The 15,943-nt window shown below is 74.0% G+C and carries 15 protein-coding genes; 12 read left to right on the top strand and 3 right to left on the bottom strand.

The annotated features are described in order from the left end of the window. The first annotated feature begins 42 nt into the window (after window positions 1–42). Window positions 43–1,677 (top strand): phosphoglucomutase (alpha-D-glucose-1,6-bisphosphate-dependent), encoded by a 1,635-nt coding sequence (gene pgm / locus ACI790_RS06765; RefSeq protein ID WP_456569027.1) that lies wholly within the window; start codon window positions 43–45, stop codon window positions 1,675–1,677. A gap of 93 nt (window positions 1,678–1,770) precedes the next feature. Next, window positions 1,771–2,523, top strand: a complete 753-nt coding sequence (locus ACI790_RS06760) for a hypothetical protein (protein ID WP_456569026.1) — start codon at window positions 1,771–1,773, stop codon at window positions 2,521–2,523. A 17-nt stretch (window positions 2,524–2,540) separates the two neighbouring features. Here ACI790_RS06760 and ACI790_RS06755 read toward each other — a convergent pair whose 3' ends face one another. Beyond that, window positions 2,541–3,440, bottom strand: a complete 900-nt coding sequence (locus ACI790_RS06755) for a GGDEF domain-containing protein (protein WP_456569025.1) — start codon at window positions 3,438–3,440, stop codon at window positions 2,541–2,543. Between the two features lie 153 nt (window positions 3,441–3,593). Here ACI790_RS06755 and ACI790_RS06750 point away from each other — a divergent pair, with 153 nt between their 5' ends. The 3 genes from ACI790_RS06750 to ACI790_RS06740 all read left to right on the top strand — a co-directional run bounded on the left by ACI790_RS06750 (window position 3,594) and on the right by ACI790_RS06740 (window position 5,915). Continuing rightward, entirely contained in the window at window positions 3,594–4,532 is a 939-nt protein-coding gene (locus ACI790_RS06750) for a hydroxymethylglutaryl-CoA lyase (protein WP_456569024.1), read from the top strand. Next, window positions 4,529–5,044, top strand: a complete 516-nt coding sequence (locus ACI790_RS06745) for a flavin reductase family protein (protein ID WP_456569023.1) — start codon at window positions 4,529–4,531, stop codon at window positions 5,042–5,044. The genes ACI790_RS06750 and ACI790_RS06745 overlap by 4 nt, the downstream gene beginning before the upstream one ends. Window positions 5,045–5,120: 76 nt before the next feature. Beyond that, a complete protein-coding gene (locus tag ACI790_RS06740) occupies window positions 5,121–5,915 on the top strand; it encodes a hypothetical protein (RefSeq protein ID WP_456569022.1) in 795 nt (264 codons plus the stop codon). Window positions 5,916–5,926: 11 nt separating this feature from the next. Here ACI790_RS06740 and ACI790_RS06735 read toward each other — a convergent pair whose 3' ends face one another. Both ACI790_RS06735 and ACI790_RS06730 read right to left on the bottom strand, forming a co-directional pair. After that, window positions 5,927–6,304, bottom strand: coding sequence for a hypothetical protein (locus tag ACI790_RS06735; protein WP_456569021.1), 378 nt, complete (start codon window positions 6,302–6,304; stop codon window positions 5,927–5,929). 61 nt (window positions 6,305–6,365) lie between these two features. Further along, window positions 6,366–6,731 (bottom strand): hypothetical protein, encoded by a 366-nt coding sequence (locus ACI790_RS06730; protein WP_456569020.1) that lies wholly within the window; start codon window positions 6,729–6,731, stop codon window positions 6,366–6,368. Window positions 6,732–6,905: 174 nt separating this feature from the next. On the opposite strand from ACI790_RS06730, the gene ACI790_RS06725 reads away from it, so the two are divergent. From ACI790_RS06725 to ngg, 7 genes are all read left to right on the top strand, one after another. Beyond that, entirely contained in the window at window positions 6,906–7,862 is a 957-nt protein-coding gene (locus ACI790_RS06725) for a siderophore ABC transporter substrate-binding protein (protein WP_456569019.1), read from the top strand. Window positions 7,863–7,887: 25 nt separating this feature from the next. Further along, the gene (locus ACI790_RS06720; RefSeq protein WP_456569018.1) at window positions 7,888–8,922 is read left to right on the top strand and encodes an ABC transporter permease; all 1,035 of its coding nucleotides are present in this window, start codon (window positions 7,888–7,890) and stop codon (window positions 8,920–8,922) included. Further along, window positions 8,919–9,917 carry an iron chelate uptake ABC transporter family permease subunit gene (locus ACI790_RS06715; protein ID WP_456569017.1) on the top strand — a complete coding sequence of 333 codons (999 nt, stop codon included), beginning with the start codon at window positions 8,919–8,921 and terminating at the stop codon, window positions 9,915–9,917. The genes ACI790_RS06720 and ACI790_RS06715 overlap by 4 nt, the downstream gene beginning before the upstream one ends. Window positions 9,918–9,942: 25 nt before the next feature. Next, window positions 9,943–10,701, top strand: a complete 759-nt coding sequence (locus tag ACI790_RS06710; protein ID WP_456569016.1) for an iron ABC transporter ATP-binding protein — start codon at window positions 9,943–9,945, stop codon at window positions 10,699–10,701. A gap of 77 nt (window positions 10,702–10,778) precedes the next feature. Beyond that, window positions 10,779–12,257, top strand: coding sequence for a S8 family serine peptidase (locus tag ACI790_RS06705; RefSeq protein ID WP_456569015.1), 1,479 nt, complete (start codon window positions 10,779–10,781; stop codon window positions 12,255–12,257). Window positions 12,258–12,381: 124 nt separating this feature from the next. Next, complete coding sequence (locus ACI790_RS06700; protein ID WP_456569014.1) at window positions 12,382–14,166, top strand: N-acetylglutaminylglutamine amidotransferase; 1,785 nt, start codon at window positions 12,382–12,384, stop codon at window positions 14,164–14,166. Between the two features lie 3 nt (window positions 14,167–14,169). Then, window positions 14,170–15,933: an N-acetylglutaminylglutamine synthetase gene (gene ngg / locus ACI790_RS06695; RefSeq protein WP_456569013.1), complete on the top strand. Its 1,764-nt coding sequence runs from the start codon at window positions 14,170–14,172 to the stop codon at window positions 15,931–15,933. The last annotated feature ends 10 nt before the right edge of the window (window positions 15,934–15,943 follow it).

The raw sequence follows: 15,943 nt of genomic DNA, 5'->3' as shown, positions 1-15,943 counted from the left end.
CAGATATCGCGCGGACGGCGCGGGCGCGCCAAGATCAACGGCATGAGCGACGCCCGTGCCGGACAGCCTGCCCAGCCCGCCGACCTGATCGACGTCGCGTCGCTGGTCAGCGCCTACTACACGGTCGAGCCCGATCCGGCGGAGCCCGCGCAGCAGGTGGTGTTCGGCACCTCCGGCCACCGGGGGTCGGCGTTCGACGCCGCGTTCAACGAGGCGCACATCCTCGCCACCACCCAGGCGATCTGCGAGTACCGCGCGGAGCAGGGCTACGACGGGCCGCTCTTCCTGGGCCGGGACACCCACGCGCTCTCCGAGCCGGCCTGGGCGACGGCACTCGAGGTGCTGGCCGCCAACGACGTGACGGTGCTGGTCGACGCCGGCGGGCGGTACACCCCGACCCCGGCGATCAGCCACGCCATCCTCCGGGCCAACGCCGGCCGCAGCTCGGGGCTGGCCGACGGCGTCGTCGTCACTCCCTCGCACAACCCGCCGCGCGACGGCGGGTTCAAGTACAACCCGCCGAGCGGCGGCCCCGCGGACACCGACGCCACCGGGTGGATCGCCGGGCGGGCCAACGAGCTGCTGCGCGCCGGGCTGAGCGGGGTGCGCCGGGTGCCGCTGGACCAGGCCCGCTCCGCCGCCGAGTCCTACGACTTCCTCGGCAGCTACGTCGACGACCTCCCCCAGGTCGTCGACCTCGACGCGATCCGCGACGCCGGCGTGCGGATCGGCGCGGACCCGCTCGGCGGTGCCAGCGTCGACTACTGGGCCGCCATCGCCGAGCGCCACCGGCTCGACCTCACGGTGGTCAACCCCCTGGTCGACCCCACGTGGCGGTTCATGACGCTGGACTGGGACGGCAAGATCCGGATGGACTGCTCCTCCCCGTCGGCGATGGCCTCGCTGGTCGCCCGGCGGGACGAGTTCCAGATCGCCACCGGCAACGACGCCGACGCCGACCGGCACGGCATCGTGACCCCCGACGGCGGGCTGATGAACCCGAACCACTTCCTCGCGGTGGCGATCGCCTACCTGCTCAGCCACCGCCCCGGCTGGGCCAAGGACGTCGCCGTCGGCAAGACGCTGGTGTCCAGCTCGCTCATCGACCGGGTCGTGGCCGACCTCGACCGGACGCTGGTCGAGGTGCCGGTCGGGTTCAAGTGGTTCGTGCCGGGGCTGCTGGACGGCTCGGTCGGCTTCGGCGGCGAGGAGTCCGCCGGCGCCTCCTTCCTGCGCCGGGACGGCAGCGTCTGGACGACGGACAAGGACGGCATCCTGCTCGCCCTGCTGGCCGCGGAGATCCAGGCCGTGACCGGCCGGTCGCCCTCCAAGCTGCACCGGCAGCTCACCGACCACTTCGGCGAGTCCGCCTACGCCCGCATCGACGCCCCGGCCTCCCGCGAGGAGAAGGCGGCCCTCGGGAAGCTCTCCCCCGAGGCGGTCTCGGCGACCGAGCTGGCGGGCGAGCCGATCACGGCGAAGCTCACCCGGGCGCCGGGCAACGACGCGCCCATCGGCGGGCTCAAGGTGACGACGGAGAACGCCTGGTTCGCCGCGCGCCCGTCCGGCACCGAGGACGTCTACAAGATCTACGCCGAGTCCTTCCGCGGCCCCGAGCACCTCGCGCAGGTCCAGGAGGAGGCCCGCGCCGTCGTCGGCGCCGCACTCGGCGGGTAGCCGGCGCGCGCAGCGCGGCCGGGACCGCTCGCGCGGGTGAGCCCATCCGCGTCGGCACCGGGTCCGGCCGGGGAGGCGGGCAGACTGACGGGCATGAGCGACCCTCAGCACTGGGCGTCCCCGCCCGGCGGTCAGCCCGGCCCCCAGCAGCCGGGCGAGCCCCCGTACGGCCAGGCCCCGTACGGCCAGGCCCCGTACGGCCAGGCGCCGTTCGGCCAGCCCGGCTACGGCCAGGTTCCGTACGGGCAGGCTCCGTATGGCCAGGCTCCGTATGGCCAGGCTCCGTATGGCCAGGCTCCGTATGGCCAGGCTCCGTACGGCCAGGCTCCGTACGGCCAGGCGCCGTACGGGCAGGCCGGCTACGGGCAGCCGCCGTACGGCCAGGCGCCCTACGGCTACGCGCCGTACGGGCAGCCGCCGTACGCACCCCCGGGGTGGGTCGGCCGAGCTCCCGGTGAAGCCCGCCCGGGCGTGGTCACCGCGGCCGGCGTGCTGGGCATCGTCACCGGCGGCCTGACCGCGCTGGGCTCCCTCCTCATGCTCGTGATGATGCTGGACGGGGAGGACGACGCCGCGACGACGGTCCTCACCCTGGGCCTGCCGTGCGCAGTCGGCCTCGTCGTCGGCGGGGTCCGCGTGCTGCAGAACCGTGCGGCCGGGCTGCTGTTCGTCTCGGCGCTGGCCGCCGTCGGCGTGCTGCTGGCCGCCCTGGTCGCCGGCCTGCTGACCCTGGACGAGGGGGGCCGGTTCGGCGTCGCCGCGTTCGTCGTCCTCGCCTGCGTGCTGCCCGTCGTCACGGCGGTGTTCGCCCGGCTGCCCCGGGTCACCGCCTGGGCCGAGGGCTGAGCGGGCCGGACCCCGGCTCAGCCGCGGCGGGCCGACCGGCGGCGCGCCTTGTCGGCGTACATGTCGTCGTCGGCGGCCCGCACCACCCGCTCGTCGACGGTTCCGGGCTCCTCGCCGCCCAGCGCGGTGCCGATGCCGATGCTGATGCCCACGGGCACCCGGGCGCCGTCGAGCTCCAGCGGCTCGGTGACCGTCGTGCGCAGCCGGTCGGCCAGCGCCTCGGCGTCGGCCCGCTCGGTGTTCTCACAGACGATGCTGAACTCGTCGCCACCCAGCCGGGCTGCGGTGTCGCTGGCCCGCAGCACCGAGCGCAACCGATCGGCGAAGGACACGAGGACCCGGTCACCCATCGGGTGCCCCAGCTCGTCGTTGATCGCCTTGAAGCCGTCCAGGTCGATGATCAGCACGCAGGTGGGGGTGTTCTCCCGGTGCCCGCGGTCGAGGGCGTGCCGGAGCCGGTCGTGGAACAGCAACCGGTTCGGCAGCCCGGTGAGCGGGTCGTGCAGCGAACGGTGCACCAGCTGCGCCTCGAGCGCCTTGCGCTCGGTGATGTCCTCGACGATGAGGACCAGGTGCGCGGCCTGGCCGTCGGTCTCGGCCACCCACGAGGCGGTGATCTGCACCGGTACGTCGGAGCCGTCCGCCCGCGTCAGCCGGGTCTCGTGCCGCATCGGCCGGTCGGGCCGGGCGGTCAGGGTGGCGTGCGCCTCCTGAGCGGCGGCGGCGGCGTCCGGGTGCACCAGGTCCAGCACCGAGCGCCCGTGCAGCTCCGCCGGGGCGCGGCCGGCCATCTCCGCCAGGGCGGGGTTGACGTCCACCAGGACGCCCGCAGGGGTCGTCAACGCGATCCCCATCGGCGCGTTGGCGAAGGCGCTCCGCCGATCCGCCGGGGGCAGCGTGCCGGCCGCCTCGCTCACTCCACACCTCCCGTGCTGCACTCATCTTGCGGGACGGGTCCGACGGTCTGCTCCCCGGATCGGCTGCCAGGGACCCGGACCGCCCGATCGAGGGACCGCCCGCCGTGGGTGGAGGATGCGGTGGTACCCGTTCCCGACGCCGAGGAGACGCAGATGTCCGAGTTCGACCTGGTGCTGCCCGCGTCGGTCGACGTCCGCGAGGTGGGCATGCGCGACGGGCTCCAGCTGGAGGCCCCCGTGCCCCTGGAGGCCAAGCTGGAGATGCTGGAGGCGCTGGTGGCCACCGGCGTCCGCCGGATCGAGGTGACGTCGTTCGTGTCGCCGAAGGCCGTGCCCGCGCTCGCCGACGCCGACCAGGTGGCCGCCGAGCTGAGCCGCTGGCCGGAGGTCCACTGGTCGGCCCTGGTGGCCAACCCCCGCGGCGCCGTCCGGGCCGTGGACGCCGGCGTCGCCGACCTGGAGTACGTCGTCTCCGCCGCCGACGGGCACAGCCGGGCCAACGCCGGGCGGAGCACGGCCGAGGCGCTGGCCGCGGTCGGGGATATCGCCGCCCTCGCCCACGGGGCCGGCGGCTCCCTCGAGGTGATCATCGCGACCGCCTGGGACTGCCCGTTCGACGGCCGCACCCCGGTGACCCGCACGGTCGACGTCGCCCGCGCCGCGGTCACCGCCGGCGCCGACCAGCTCTGCCTCGGCGACACCATCGGGACGACGACGCCGCTGCGCGTGGTCACCCTCCTCGACGCGGTCCGCCGGGCCTGCCCGGGCGTCGCCGTGGGCGTGCACTTCCACGACACCCGGGGCACCGGCCAGGCCAACGCGCTCGCCGCGGTGCTGGCGGGGGTCACCCAGCTGGACGCGTCGGTCGGCGGGCTGGGCGGCTGCCCGTTCGCCCCGGGGGCCAGCGGCAACATCGCGACGGAGGAGCTGGTCTACATGCTGGAGGAGTCCGGGGTCCGCACCGGGCTGGACCTCGACGGCCTCCTGACGGCCGCCCGGATCACCGAGCAGGCCGTCGGGCACGAGCTGCCGAGCTCGCTGTACCGCGCCGGGGGCCGGTCGGTGCCGCGCGCGGCCGGGGAGCGCGGATGACGGCCGACGCGGTGTCCGAGCCGCCGCGGATCGTGGACCCCCGGGTGATGCGGGACGTGCTCGGCCACTTCGCCTCCGGGGTCACCGTGGTCACCGCGGACACCCCCGACGGGCCGATCGGCTTCACCTGCCAGTCCTTCAGCTCGCTGTCCCTGGATCCGCCGCTGGTCGCCCTCGCCCCCGCGCGCACCTCGCGCACCTGGGCGCGGCTGCGCGAGATCGGGCGGTTCTGCGTCAACGTGCTGTCCGAGGGGCAGGACGCCGTCTCGCAGAACTTCGCCCGGTCCGGCGCCGACAAGTTCGCCGGCGTCCCCTGGCGGGCCAGTGCCCACGGCTCCCCCGTGCTCGAGGACGTGGTGGCCTGGATCGACGGCGAGCTGTGGGCGGAGTACGACGGCGGCGACCACACGATCGTCGTGGCGCGGGTGCTCGACCTGGGGGCCGCCCCCGACCGCCGTCCGCTGCTGTTCCACCGCGGCGCGTACGGGCTGCTGCGCAGCGGCGAGAGCTGACCCGCGGTTCCTCCGGCCGGATCCGGGGCACCGACTGCGGCGGGGTGCGCACGCTCCGGACGCGAGGAGGGACGCCATGGGACTGCTCGACCGGCTCTTCGGCCGCAGACGGCGCGACGACGGCGGCTACGGCCAGGGGTACGGCCAGGGCTACGGCCAGGGGTACGGCCAGGGCTACGGCCAGGGGTACGGCCAGAGCCATGGCCGGGGGTACGACCGGCGCGACGGCGGCTGGTACGCCGACGACGAGCGCCCCGCCCGGCCGGCCGCAGCCGGTTCGGCCGACGAGCAGGCGCTGGAGCGCTACCGCTACCTGCTGCGCACCGCGCCGCCGGACCAGATCGAGCAGGCGCACGCGGAGGCGTTCGAGCAGCTGACGCCCGAGCAGCGCCGGCAGGTGCTGGCCCAGCTGGCCGACGCCGTCCCCGCCGGTGAACGGCCGGCCGGGGACGACCCCCGGACCCTCGCCCGCGCCGCCACCCGCGCCGAGCTGCGGCAGCCGGGCTTCATGGAGCGCACGTTCAGCGGTCCGGGCCGCGGTGGCTACGGCGCCGGCGGTGGCTACGGCCCCGGCTACGGGTACGGCGGGGGCTACGGCGGTCCGGGGATCGGCGGCATGGTCGGCGGCGGTCTGCTGGGCACCATCGGCGGGCTGGTGATCGGCAGCGCGGTCGCCGACGCGCTCTTCGACACCGGCCTGGGTGACGGCGGGCTGTTCGGTGGCGGCGACGAGGAGGCCTACGCCGCGGGCTACGAGGAGGGCGCCGGTGGCTGGGGCGATCCCGGCGGCGGCTACGACGGCGGCGACTACGGCGGGGGCGACTTCGGCGGCGGCGACTTCGGCGGGGACTTCGGCGGCGGCGACTTCTGAGCCCGGGCCGGTCAGCCGGCCGCCGGCTCCCGCCGGTCGCCGGTGCGCCGGAGCAGGAGCAGGCCCGCGACCGGCAGGACGAGCGGCACGTACCCGTAGCCCCGGCCGTAGCCGGACCACACCGTCTCGTCGGGGAAGGCCGCCGGGTCGGCCAGCGACAGCGTGCCCACGACCAGGACGCCGATCAGCTCGACCACGATGGCGGCCAGCGCGGTCCGCCGTCCACGGCGCCCACCGCGGGCCAGCCCGACGGTGGCGACCGCGTAGACCGCGGCGGCCAGCGCCGACAGCAGGTAGGCCACCGGTGCCTCGTCGAAGCGGGTGGCCAGCTGCACGCCGGCGCGGGCCCCCGCCGCGAGGGTGAAGATGCCGTAGACGAGCACCAGCACGCGTGCCGGTCCGGCCGTGCCACCCGCGGGAGCCGGTTCCGCCGGCCGCCCGAGCCCGCGCTCACGCACCGGTGGCCTCCCACAGCTGCAGCAGCCGCCACACCATGACGCCGACGGCGGCGGCCGCCACCGCCAGGACGGTGCCGGCCCAGCGGGTGCGCTCGGCCCGCGCCCACAGCACGCCGGCGACCGGGATGAGCAGCACACCGGACAGGTAGCCCAGGAACGTGGGGGTGTCGGCGGGGGTGTCGCCCCCGGCCATGGCGACCCCGGCGAGCACGGCCTGCACCACCAGCACCGCCTCGAGCAGGCCCGCGCCGGCGAGGTGCAGGACGCCGATCTGCCGCCCGGCGGCCGTGGAGGCGAGTCCGAGCGCGACCACGAGCGTCGCGACGACGGTGGCGGCGACGACGAGGCCGACGGTCACCGCGCCCCTCCGCAGGAGAAGTCGGGTGCCGGCACGGGGTCCATCCTCCCGCCGGGCCCCGTGCCTCCCGGGATCGGGGGCCCGCCGGACCCCCCGGTGGTTGGTCTCTGGAACCGATGTGGCAGCTTAGGTGCACCTTAGTTAGGCATGCCTACCCGTATCGATCGGAGATCCATGCGTACCGCCGTCCGGTCCCTCGCAGTCCTCGCCCTCCCCCTGTCCGCGGTGCTGGCCCTCTCGGCGTGCGGGTCCGAGGACGCCGACGCCGCGGCCGCCGACCCGGCCACCGAGGCCGCCGAGGTCACCGTCACCCACGCGCAGGGCGAGACGACGGTCCCCGTCGACCCGGAGACCGTCGTGGTGTTCGACGTGGGCGTCATCTCCACGCTCGACAGCCTCGACGTCGACGTCGCCGGCGTGCCCGAGGCGGCCTACCCCGAGTCGCTGGAGAAGTTCGGCGGGGACGAGTACACCAAGGTCGGCTCGCTGTTCGAGCCCGACTACGAGGCGGTCAACGCCCTGGAGCCCGACCTGATCATCGTCGCCGGCCGCTCCGCCGCCGCCTACCCCGAGCTCAGCGACATCGCGCCGACGATCGACCTCACCGTCGACAACGGCGACTTCTTCGCCTCCTTCGAGGAGCGGGTCACCGCCCTGGCCGAGGTGTTCCGCGAGGAGGACGCGGTCACCGAGCGGCTGGCCGCCCTGGACGAGCGGGTGGCGGAGGTGAAGGCGGCCGCCGAGGACGCCGGCACCGGGCTGTTCGTGATGACCAACGCCTCCGAGTTGTCGGCCTACGGCCCCGACACCCGCTTCGGCCTGGTCTACGGCGAGCTGGGTGTCACCCCGGCCGACGAGAACCTGACCGCCGCCGACCACGGCGACGCCATCTCCTTCGAGTACCTGGCCGAGCAGAACCCCGACATGCTGTTCGTCCTCGACCGGGACGCCGCGATCGGCCAGTCCGGCACCGCCGCCGAGCAGGTGCTCGACAACGAGCTGGTGCGCGGGACGAACGCGGCGAAGGCCGGCGAGATCCACTACCTCGACTCGGCGGTCTGGTACATCGCCCCGAACGGCCTGCCGTCGGTGGAGACCATGGTCGAGGAGATCGCCGCCGCGGTGGAGTGACCCTCCACCCGAGATACGGATCCTCATGACACGCAGCACGGCCGACGCCGCCCCTCCTCCGGTCACCGCACCGGAGGAGGGGCGCCGTCGTGGTGTCCGCAGGTGGCACGTCGCGGTCGCCCTGCTCGCCCTCGTGGCGGCATCGGTGGCGTCCCTGTTCATCGGGGTCAGCGACCTGACGCCCCTGGACCTGCTCCATCCCGACGAGGCGCAGGCCCGGGTCTTCCTGGTCAGCCGCGTCCCCCGGCTCGCGGCGATCCTGCTGGCGGGCTCGGCGATGGCGGTGGCCGGGCTGGTGATGATGTCGCTGACCCGGAACCGCTTCGTCTCGCCGCAGACCGCCGGCACGACCGAGTGGGTCGGGCTCGGGATCGTCGTCGCCACGCTGGTCTTCGGCGGCACGTCCGTCCTCGGCAAGATGCTGATCGCCACGGCGTTCTCGCTGGCGGGCACCTTCTTCTTCGTCTGGCTGCTGCGCCGGATCGTGCTGACGGACATGATCGTCGTGCCGCTGATCGGCATCCTCCTCGGCGGGGTCGTCAGCGCCGCGGCGACGTTCCTCGCCTACCGGTTCGACCTCCTCCAGTCGCTGGACGCCTGGATGAACGGCGACTTCTCCGGCGTCCTGGCCGGGCGCTACGAGCTGCTCTACCTGGTGCTCGCGGCGACCGTGATCGCCTACCTCTACGCCGACCGGTTCTCCGTCGCCGGCATGGGCGAGAGCTTCGCGATCAACCTCGGCATCGCCTACACCCGGGTGGTCACCATCGGCCTGGTCATCGCGTCGGTGGTCACCGCGATCGTGGTGGTCTCCGTGGGCTCGATCCCCTTCCTCGGCCTGGTGGTGCCCAACCTGGTCACCCTGGCGATGGGCGACAACCTGCGCCGGGTGCTGCCGGTCACCGCCCTGACCGGAGCGGCGTTCGTCCTGGTCTGCGACGTCCTCGGCCGCACCATCCGCTACCCGTACGAGATCCCGGTCGGCACCATCGGCGGGGTCATCGGCGGCGTGCTGTTCATCGGCCTGCTGCTCCGCTCGCGCACCCGGGACGCCGCATGACCCGCACGACCGGGCGCACCGCCGTCCCCACCGCGGCGCAGCGCGCCACCCGCCGCCGGCGCACGCTGGTCGTCCTCGCCGTCCTCGCCCTGGCCGCCGTGGCGGCGTTCCTCACCGTCGGCGTGACCGGCTCGTGGGACTACGCGCTGATGCAGCGCAGCCGGCGGATCGCGGCGATGCTCGTCGTCGCGGTGGCGATCGCGGTCTCCACCGTGCTGTTCCAGACCGTCACGAACAACCGGATCCTCACCCCGGAGATCATGGGGTTCGACCGGCTGTTCGTGCTGATCCAGACCGTCGGGGTCTTCTTCCTGGGCGCGGCCACGATCACCCAGACCGACCCGCGGCTGCGGTTCGCGATCGAGGTGGTCGCGCTGATCGGCTTTGGCGCGATCCTCTACAAGACGCTGTTCGGCCGCACCGAGCGCGACATCTACGTGCTCGTGCTGCTCGGCGTGGTGCTCGGGGGGATGTTCACCAGCCTCACCCTGCTGGTCTCCCGGCTGATCGACCCCAACGAGTTCCTCACCCTGCAGGACCTGCTGTTCGCCAGCTTCAACGGCGTCGACCGGCAGCTGCTGGCGCTCTCCGCCGTCGTCGTCGTGCTCGTGGTGCTCGGTGTCTGGCGGCTGCTCCCCCGGCTGGACGTCGTGGCCCTGGGTCGGGACACCGCGCTGAACCTGGGGGTGGAGCACCGCCGGGTGGTGAACCTGGCGCTGCTGGCGGTGGCCGTCCTGGTGGCGGTGGCGACCGCGCTGGTCGGCCCGATCACCTTCCTGGGCCTGCTGGTGGCCAACCTGGCCCGCCAACTGCTCGGTACCCACCGGCTCGCCTGGGTGCTGCCCGGTGCGACGCTGCTGGCGGTGCTGGCCCTCGCCGGGGGGCAGCTGATCCTCGAGCAGGTCTTCGGCTTCAACTCCAGCCTGAGCATCGTCATCAACTTCGTGGGCGGGATCGTCTTCATCGCCCTCCTCGTCAGGGAGCCCCGCCAGTGACCGGGCCAGTGGGAGAGCAGAGCCAGTGATCGAGATCGAGTCCGTCCGCAAGTCCTACGGCGGCACCCGCGTGGTCGACGACGTCTCCCTCACCGTCCCCGCCGGCGGGATCACCTCGCTCATCGGCGCCAACGGGGCCGGCAAGTCCACCCTCCTGTCGATCGCCTCGCGGCTGCTGCCCGCCGACAGCGGCCGGGTGCTCGTGGACGGCATGGACGTCGCCCGGACGCCGGGCCCGGTGCTGGCCCGGCGGCTGGCCGTGCTGCGCCAGGAGAACTCGATGACGGTGCGGCTGACCGTCCGGGAGCTGGTGGCCTTCGGGCGGTTCCCGCACTCCGGCGGCCGGCTGACCGCCGACGACCGCGTCCGGATCGACGAAGCGCTGGAGTGGTTCGAGCTCGGCCCGCTGGCCGACCGGCACCTGGACCAGCTCTCCGGCGGACAGCGGCAGCGCGCCTACGTCGCGATGGTGATGTGCCAGGGCACCGACTACGTCCTGCTCGACGAGCCGCTGAACAACCTGGACATGCGCCACTCGGTGCAGATGATGCGGATGCTCCGCGGCATGGCCGACGAGCTGGGCCGCACCGTGGTGCTGGTGGTCCACGACGTCAACGTCGCCTCCAGCTACTCCGACCGGATCGTGGCGATGCGCGACGGCCACCTCGTCGCCGCCGGGCCCACCGCCGAGCTGATGACCCCGGAGCTGCTGCGCAAGGTGTTCGACGTCGAGGTGGACGTCCACGAGCTCGGCGGGCGGCGGATCGCCGTCCCGTGGAGTTGACCGTAACTCCGGAGTAACCCCTTCGCGCCGCCCTCGTTGTCCGGTCACGTCCGCCGCCGGAACCCGCGAGGAGCGTCATGAACCCGTCGTCCCGTCGTCTGCTCGGGGTGGTGTCCGGCGCCGTCGTCGCCGGCGCGCTCCTCGCCCCGCCCGCCCAGGCGACCCCTGCCGAGCCGCCGCTCGCGCCGGTGCAGGACTTCCTGGCCGACCAGCTCGCCGGGCTCGGGGCCGCCGTCCCGACGACGGTCATGGTGCACGGCACCGACGTCGCCGCCGCCCGTGCGGCGGTCGCGGCGACGGGCATGCGCACCGTCACCGAGTACGAGCGCATCGGGGTGGTCGTCGCCTCCGGCACCGCCGGCCAGATCGAGGACGCGCGCACCCGGCCCGGGATCACCTACCTCGAGGGCAACACCCCGATCGAGTTCGCGCAGGAGACCTCCCACGTCGCCACCCGCGGCGCCGCGGCGGCGGCCACGCTGACCGGCGCGGACGGCCGGCCGCTGGACGGCAGCGGGGTGTCCATCGCGGTCATCGACTCCGGTGTCGACCCCGACCACCCGTACCTGCGGAACCCCGACGGCAGCAGCGCCGTGGTCGCCACCCTCAAGAGCCTCTGCCTGCTGGAGACGACGACCACCCCCGACTGCGTCGTCCCGGTGCCCGGGTTCGTCGACACCGACACCCTCTCCGCCGGTGGGCACGGCACCCACGTGAGCGGCATCGCCGCCGGGCGGCCGACCACGCTGGCCGACGGCGGGCGCATCCAGGGCGCCGCCCCCGGCGCCGGCGTGGTGTCGATCTCCACCGGCGCCGTCCTGCTGATCGTGGGCGCCGACTCGGCGCTCAACTGGGTGCTGGAGAACCACGCGTCCCCGTGCGGCGCCGGCGTCCCCGCCGACGTCTGCCCGCCGATCAGGGTGACCAACAACAGCTACGGCCCCTCCGGTGGGGGCGCGTTCGACCCGGACTCGGCCACCGTCAAGCTGCAGCGGGCGCTGGCCGCCGAGGGCGTCGTCACCGTGTGGGCCGCCGGCAACGACGGCGGCGACGGCTCCGCCCCGCTCACCAACCCGCCCGGCCAGGACCCGACCGGCGGCATCCTCTCCGTCGCCTCCTACTCCGACCGGGACACCGGCACCCGGGACGGCGGGGTGAGCGGGTTCTCCTCGCGCGGGGCGGCCGCCGACCCCTGGACCTGGCCCGACCTCTCCGCACCCGGCGAGGGCATCACCTCGTCCTGCCGGCCCTACCTGCCGGTCTGCGCCACCGGGCTGGACTTCCGCAACGGCCCTGGGCTGCTCGACCTCGGCACCTTCAGCACGATCAGCGGGACGTCGATGGCGGCGCCGCACGTCGCGGGCATCGTCGCCCAGCTCGTCCAGGCCGACCCCACGGCCACCCCGGCGGAGATCGAGGCGGCGCTGAAGAGCAGCGCGCACCGGTACACCGACGGAGCGGCCTACGAGACCGTCGACGGCTACGCCACGTCGTTCGACAAGGGCACCGGCCTGGTCGACGTCGTCGCCGCGGTGCGGGCGCTCACCGGCGGCTGAGGCGGCCCGGGCGCGCCCGCTCGGTGCGTTCCACGTGGAACAGCGCGTGAGGTGTGCCACGACCGGGCGGTCCTGACGAGCCCCACGTCGCGGGCCGGGCCCGACGAGGGTTAGATCGTTTCGTATGTGCGGCCTCTGCGGCGAGATCACGTTCGACGGCTCGACGGCTGACACGACGGCCGTCGCCCGCATGGTGGAGGCCCTGGTCCCCCGAGGTCCGGACGGCCAGGGCTCGTGGAGCAACGGCCGGGTGGCGTTCGGCCACCGCCGGCTCTCGGTCATCGACCTCTCCACCTGCGGCTCCCAGCCGATGGTGGACAACGAACTGGGCCTGACGGCGGTCTTCAACGGCTGCATCTACGACTACCAGGAGCTGCGCGCCGAGCTGGAGGGCCACGGCTACCGGTTCTTCTCGCACAGCGACACCGAGGTGATCCTCAAGGGCTACCACCACTGGGGCACCGACGTCGTCTCGCACCTGCACGGCATGTTCGCCTTCGTCATCGCCGAGCGGGACACCGGCCGCGTGGTCATGGCGCGCGACCGGCTGGGCATCAAGCCCCTCTACCTCTCCGAGACCCCGGGCAAGCGGCTGCGCTTCGCCTCCACGCTGCCCGCGCTGCTGCGCGCCGGCGACGTCGACACCTCCGTGGACCCGGTCGCCCTGCACCACTACCTCAGCTGGCACGCCGTCGTCCCGGCGCCGCGGACCATCCTCAACGGGGTCCGCAAGCTGCCCCCGGCCACCGTGCGGGTCATCGAGGCCGACGGCACCAGCACCGAGCACCGGTACTGGGAGGCGCGCTACGAGCGCCGGGCCGAGCACGCGAACTGGTCGGCCCGAGACTGGGAGGACGCTATCGAGGAGGCGCTGCGGGTCGCCGTCCGGCGCCGCCTGGTCGCCGACACCCCGGTCGGCGTGCTGCTGTCCGGCGGCCTCGACTCCAGCCTGATCGTCGGCCTGCTCGCCCAGGAGGGGCAGACCGGCCTGGCCACCTACTCCATCGGCTTCGAGTCCGTCGGCGGCCGCGAAGGCGACGAGTTCCAGTACTCCGACGTCATCGCCGAGCACTTCGCCACCGACCACCACCGCATCCGGGTCGGCTCCGACGAGCTCGCCGGCTCGCTCGCGCACGCCATCGGGGCGATGGCCGAGCCGATGGTCAGCCACGACGTCGTCGCCTTCGACCTGCTCAGCGAGCGGGTCAGCCAGTCGATCAAGGTCGTGCAGTCCGGGCAGGGCGCCGACGAGGTGTTCGCCGGCTACCACTGGTACCCGCCGCTGGCCGGCGTCGGCCGCGAGGAGGCGGTGCAGACCTACGCGAAGGCGTTCTTCGACCGCGACCACGCCCAGATGCGGCACGTCGTGTCCGGCCGCTACGCCCTCGACCAGGACCCGAGCCTGGCCTTCGTCCGTGCGCACATGTCCGCCCCCGGGGCGGAGACGGCGGTCGACGCCGCGCTGCGCCTGGACAGCGAGGTCATGCTGGTCGACGACCCGGTCAAGCGGGTGGACAACATGTCCATGGCGTGGGGCCTGGAGGCCCGCGTGCCGTTCCTCGACCACGACCTCGTGGAGCTGGCGGCCATGTGCCCGCCGGAGCACAAGCTGGCCGACGGCGGCAAGGGCGTGCTCAAGGCGATCGGCCGCCGGATCATCCCGCCGGAGGTCATCGACCGGCCCAAGGGCTACTTCCCGGTGCCGGCGATCACCCACCTGCAGGGCAAGGTCCTGGACCTGGTGAAGGACGCGCTCTCCAGCGAGGCGGCCGCCGACCGGGGGCTGTTCCGCCCCGAGTACGTCCGCGAGCTCCTCGCCGACCCGAACGGGGAGCTGACCCCGCTGCGCGGCAACAAGCTGTGGCAGCTGGGCCTGCTCGAGCTCTGGCTCCAGACGCACGCGGTCTGAGGGATGGCCATGGCACCCCGGCTGGCCGGGCACCGCCGTCGCACGCCGGTGCCCTCCACCCCCGAGCTGACCAGCCGCTCCTGGCACGAACCCACCGCCCACGAGATCGAGGGCATGGCCGAGGACGTCGTCCTCGACCTCGGCTGGGGGCAGCTGGCCTTCGGCCAGACGTTCCGGGACCTGCGCCGCATCGTCCACGTGCTGCGGGCCGAGGAGACGGGACGGCGGGACATCTGCGTCTACCCGCGCGACCCGCAGGTGCTCGTCGGGATGGCGCCGGACGAGCTCTTCATCGATCCGTCCCTCACCTACCGGCTGGACCTGCACCGCTACCGCCCCCGGCCCGAGGTGATCCGCGGCGTCTTCGTGCGCACGGTGACCTCGGAGGCGGAGATGGTGGAGATCAACGAGCTCTACGCGCGCAACGGCATGGTCCCCGCCGAGCCGGCGACCATGTGGGCCAACCACCGCACCCGCACGTTCACCTACCTCGTCGCGGAGGACACCCGCACCAAGAAGATCGTCGGCACGGTGACCGGCGTCGACCACGCGCTGGCCTTCGGCGACCCGGAGGGCGGCACCAGCCTGTGGTGCCTGGTGGCCGACAAGCAGGACGCCCCGCCCGGCACCGGTGAGGCGCTGGTCCGGGTGCTGGCCGAGCGCTACGTCGCCCGCGGCCGGGCGTACCTGGACCTGTCGGTGATGCACGACAACACCGCGGCGATCACGCTGTACCGCAAGCTGGGCTTCACCCGGGTCGCCGCCGTGTGCGTGAAGCGGAAGAACCCGATCAACACGCCGCTGTTCGCTGCGCGGCCGCCCGGCCTGGAGCGGCTCAACCCCTACGCGCTGATCATCGCCGAGGAGGCGCTCCGGCGCGGGATCCGGGTGGAGATCACCGACGCCGAGTGGGGCGAGATGCGGCTGACGCTGGGCGGCCGCTCCGTGCTGACCCGCGAGTCGCTGTCGGAGTTCACCACCGCCGTGGCGCTGAGCCGCTGCGACGACAAGCGGGTCACCCGGCGCATCATGCGGCGGGCCGGCGTCCGGGTGGCGCAGGGGGCGCTGGCCTGCGAGGGCGACCTCGACGAGGCCCGGACGCTGCTGCGCGGCGTCGGCGACGTCGTCGTCAAGCCCGCGCGCGGTGAGCAGGGCCGCGGCATCACGGTCGGCGTGACCGACGAGGCGGGCCTGGAGCGGGCCGTCGCCCTCGCGCTGCAGTTCTGCCCCGACGTGCTGGTCGAGGAGCGGGTCGAGGGTCAGGACCTGCGGGTCGTCGTCATCGACCGGCAGGTGGTCGCGGCCGCCGTCCGCCGTCCGGCCGAGGTGGTGGGCGACGGGCGGCACGCCGTCGCCGACCTGGTGCGGTCGACCAGCCGCCGGCGGGAGCGGGCCACCGGCGGGGAGTCGCGGATCCCGCTGGACGACACGACCACCGAGGTGGTCGCCGAGGCCGGCTACGCCATGGACGACGTCCCGCCCCACGGGGAACGGATCACCGTCCGGCGGACGGCGAACCTGCACACCGGCGGCACGATCGAGGACGTCACCGACCGGCTGCACCCCACCATCGCGGAGGCGGCCGTCCGGGCGGCGGAGTCCCTGGGCATCCCGGTCACCGGCATCGACTTCCTGGTCCCCGACGTCAGCGGCCCCGACTACGTCTTCATCGAGGCCAACGAGCGGCCCGGGCTGGCCAACCACGAGCCGCAGCCCACCGCCGAGCGCTTCGTCGACCTGCTCTTCCCGGAGACCCGCCGCCGCTGACGGCCGTGCG

This window comes from Blastococcus sp. SYSU DS0539 (assembly GCF_054050855.1).
The sequence above is the reverse complement of the archived record's forward strand: the minus strand, read 5'-3'. Positions and strand labels throughout refer to the sequence as shown.

What these genes read in the sequence shown, in the direction of transcription:
- ACI790_RS06740 (WP_456569022.1), top strand. Translation starts at nt 5,121, where the DNA reads ATGGGACTGCTCGACCGGCTCTTCGGCCGCAGACGGCGCGACGACGGC.
- ACI790_RS06700 (WP_456569014.1), top strand. Translation starts at nt 12,382, where the DNA reads ATGTGCGGCCTCTGCGGCGAGATCACGTTCGACGGCTCGACGGCTGAC.
- ACI790_RS06745 (WP_456569023.1), top strand. Translation starts at nt 4,529, where the DNA reads ATGACGGCCGACGCGGTGTCCGAGCCGCCGCGGATCGTGGACCCCCGG.
- ACI790_RS06760 (WP_456569026.1), top strand. Translation starts at nt 1,771, where the DNA reads ATGAGCGACCCTCAGCACTGGGCGTCCCCGCCCGGCGGTCAGCCCGGC.
- ngg (WP_456569013.1), top strand. Translation starts at nt 14,170, where the DNA reads ATGGCCATGGCACCCCGGCTGGCCGGGCACCGCCGTCGCACGCCGGTG.
- ACI790_RS06725 (WP_456569019.1), top strand. Translation starts at nt 6,906, where the DNA reads ATGCGTACCGCCGTCCGGTCCCTCGCAGTCCTCGCCCTCCCCCTGTCC.
- ACI790_RS06715 (WP_456569017.1), top strand. Translation starts at nt 8,919, where the DNA reads ATGACCCGCACGACCGGGCGCACCGCCGTCCCCACCGCGGCGCAGCGC.
- ACI790_RS06720 (WP_456569018.1), top strand. Translation starts at nt 7,888, where the DNA reads ATGACACGCAGCACGGCCGACGCCGCCCCTCCTCCGGTCACCGCACCG.
- pgm (WP_456569027.1), top strand. Translation starts at nt 43, where the DNA reads ATGAGCGACGCCCGTGCCGGACAGCCTGCCCAGCCCGCCGACCTGATC.
- ACI790_RS06705 (WP_456569015.1), top strand. Translation starts at nt 10,779, where the DNA reads ATGAACCCGTCGTCCCGTCGTCTGCTCGGGGTGGTGTCCGGCGCCGTC.
- ACI790_RS06750 (WP_456569024.1), top strand. Translation starts at nt 3,594, where the DNA reads ATGTCCGAGTTCGACCTGGTGCTGCCCGCGTCGGTCGACGTCCGCGAG.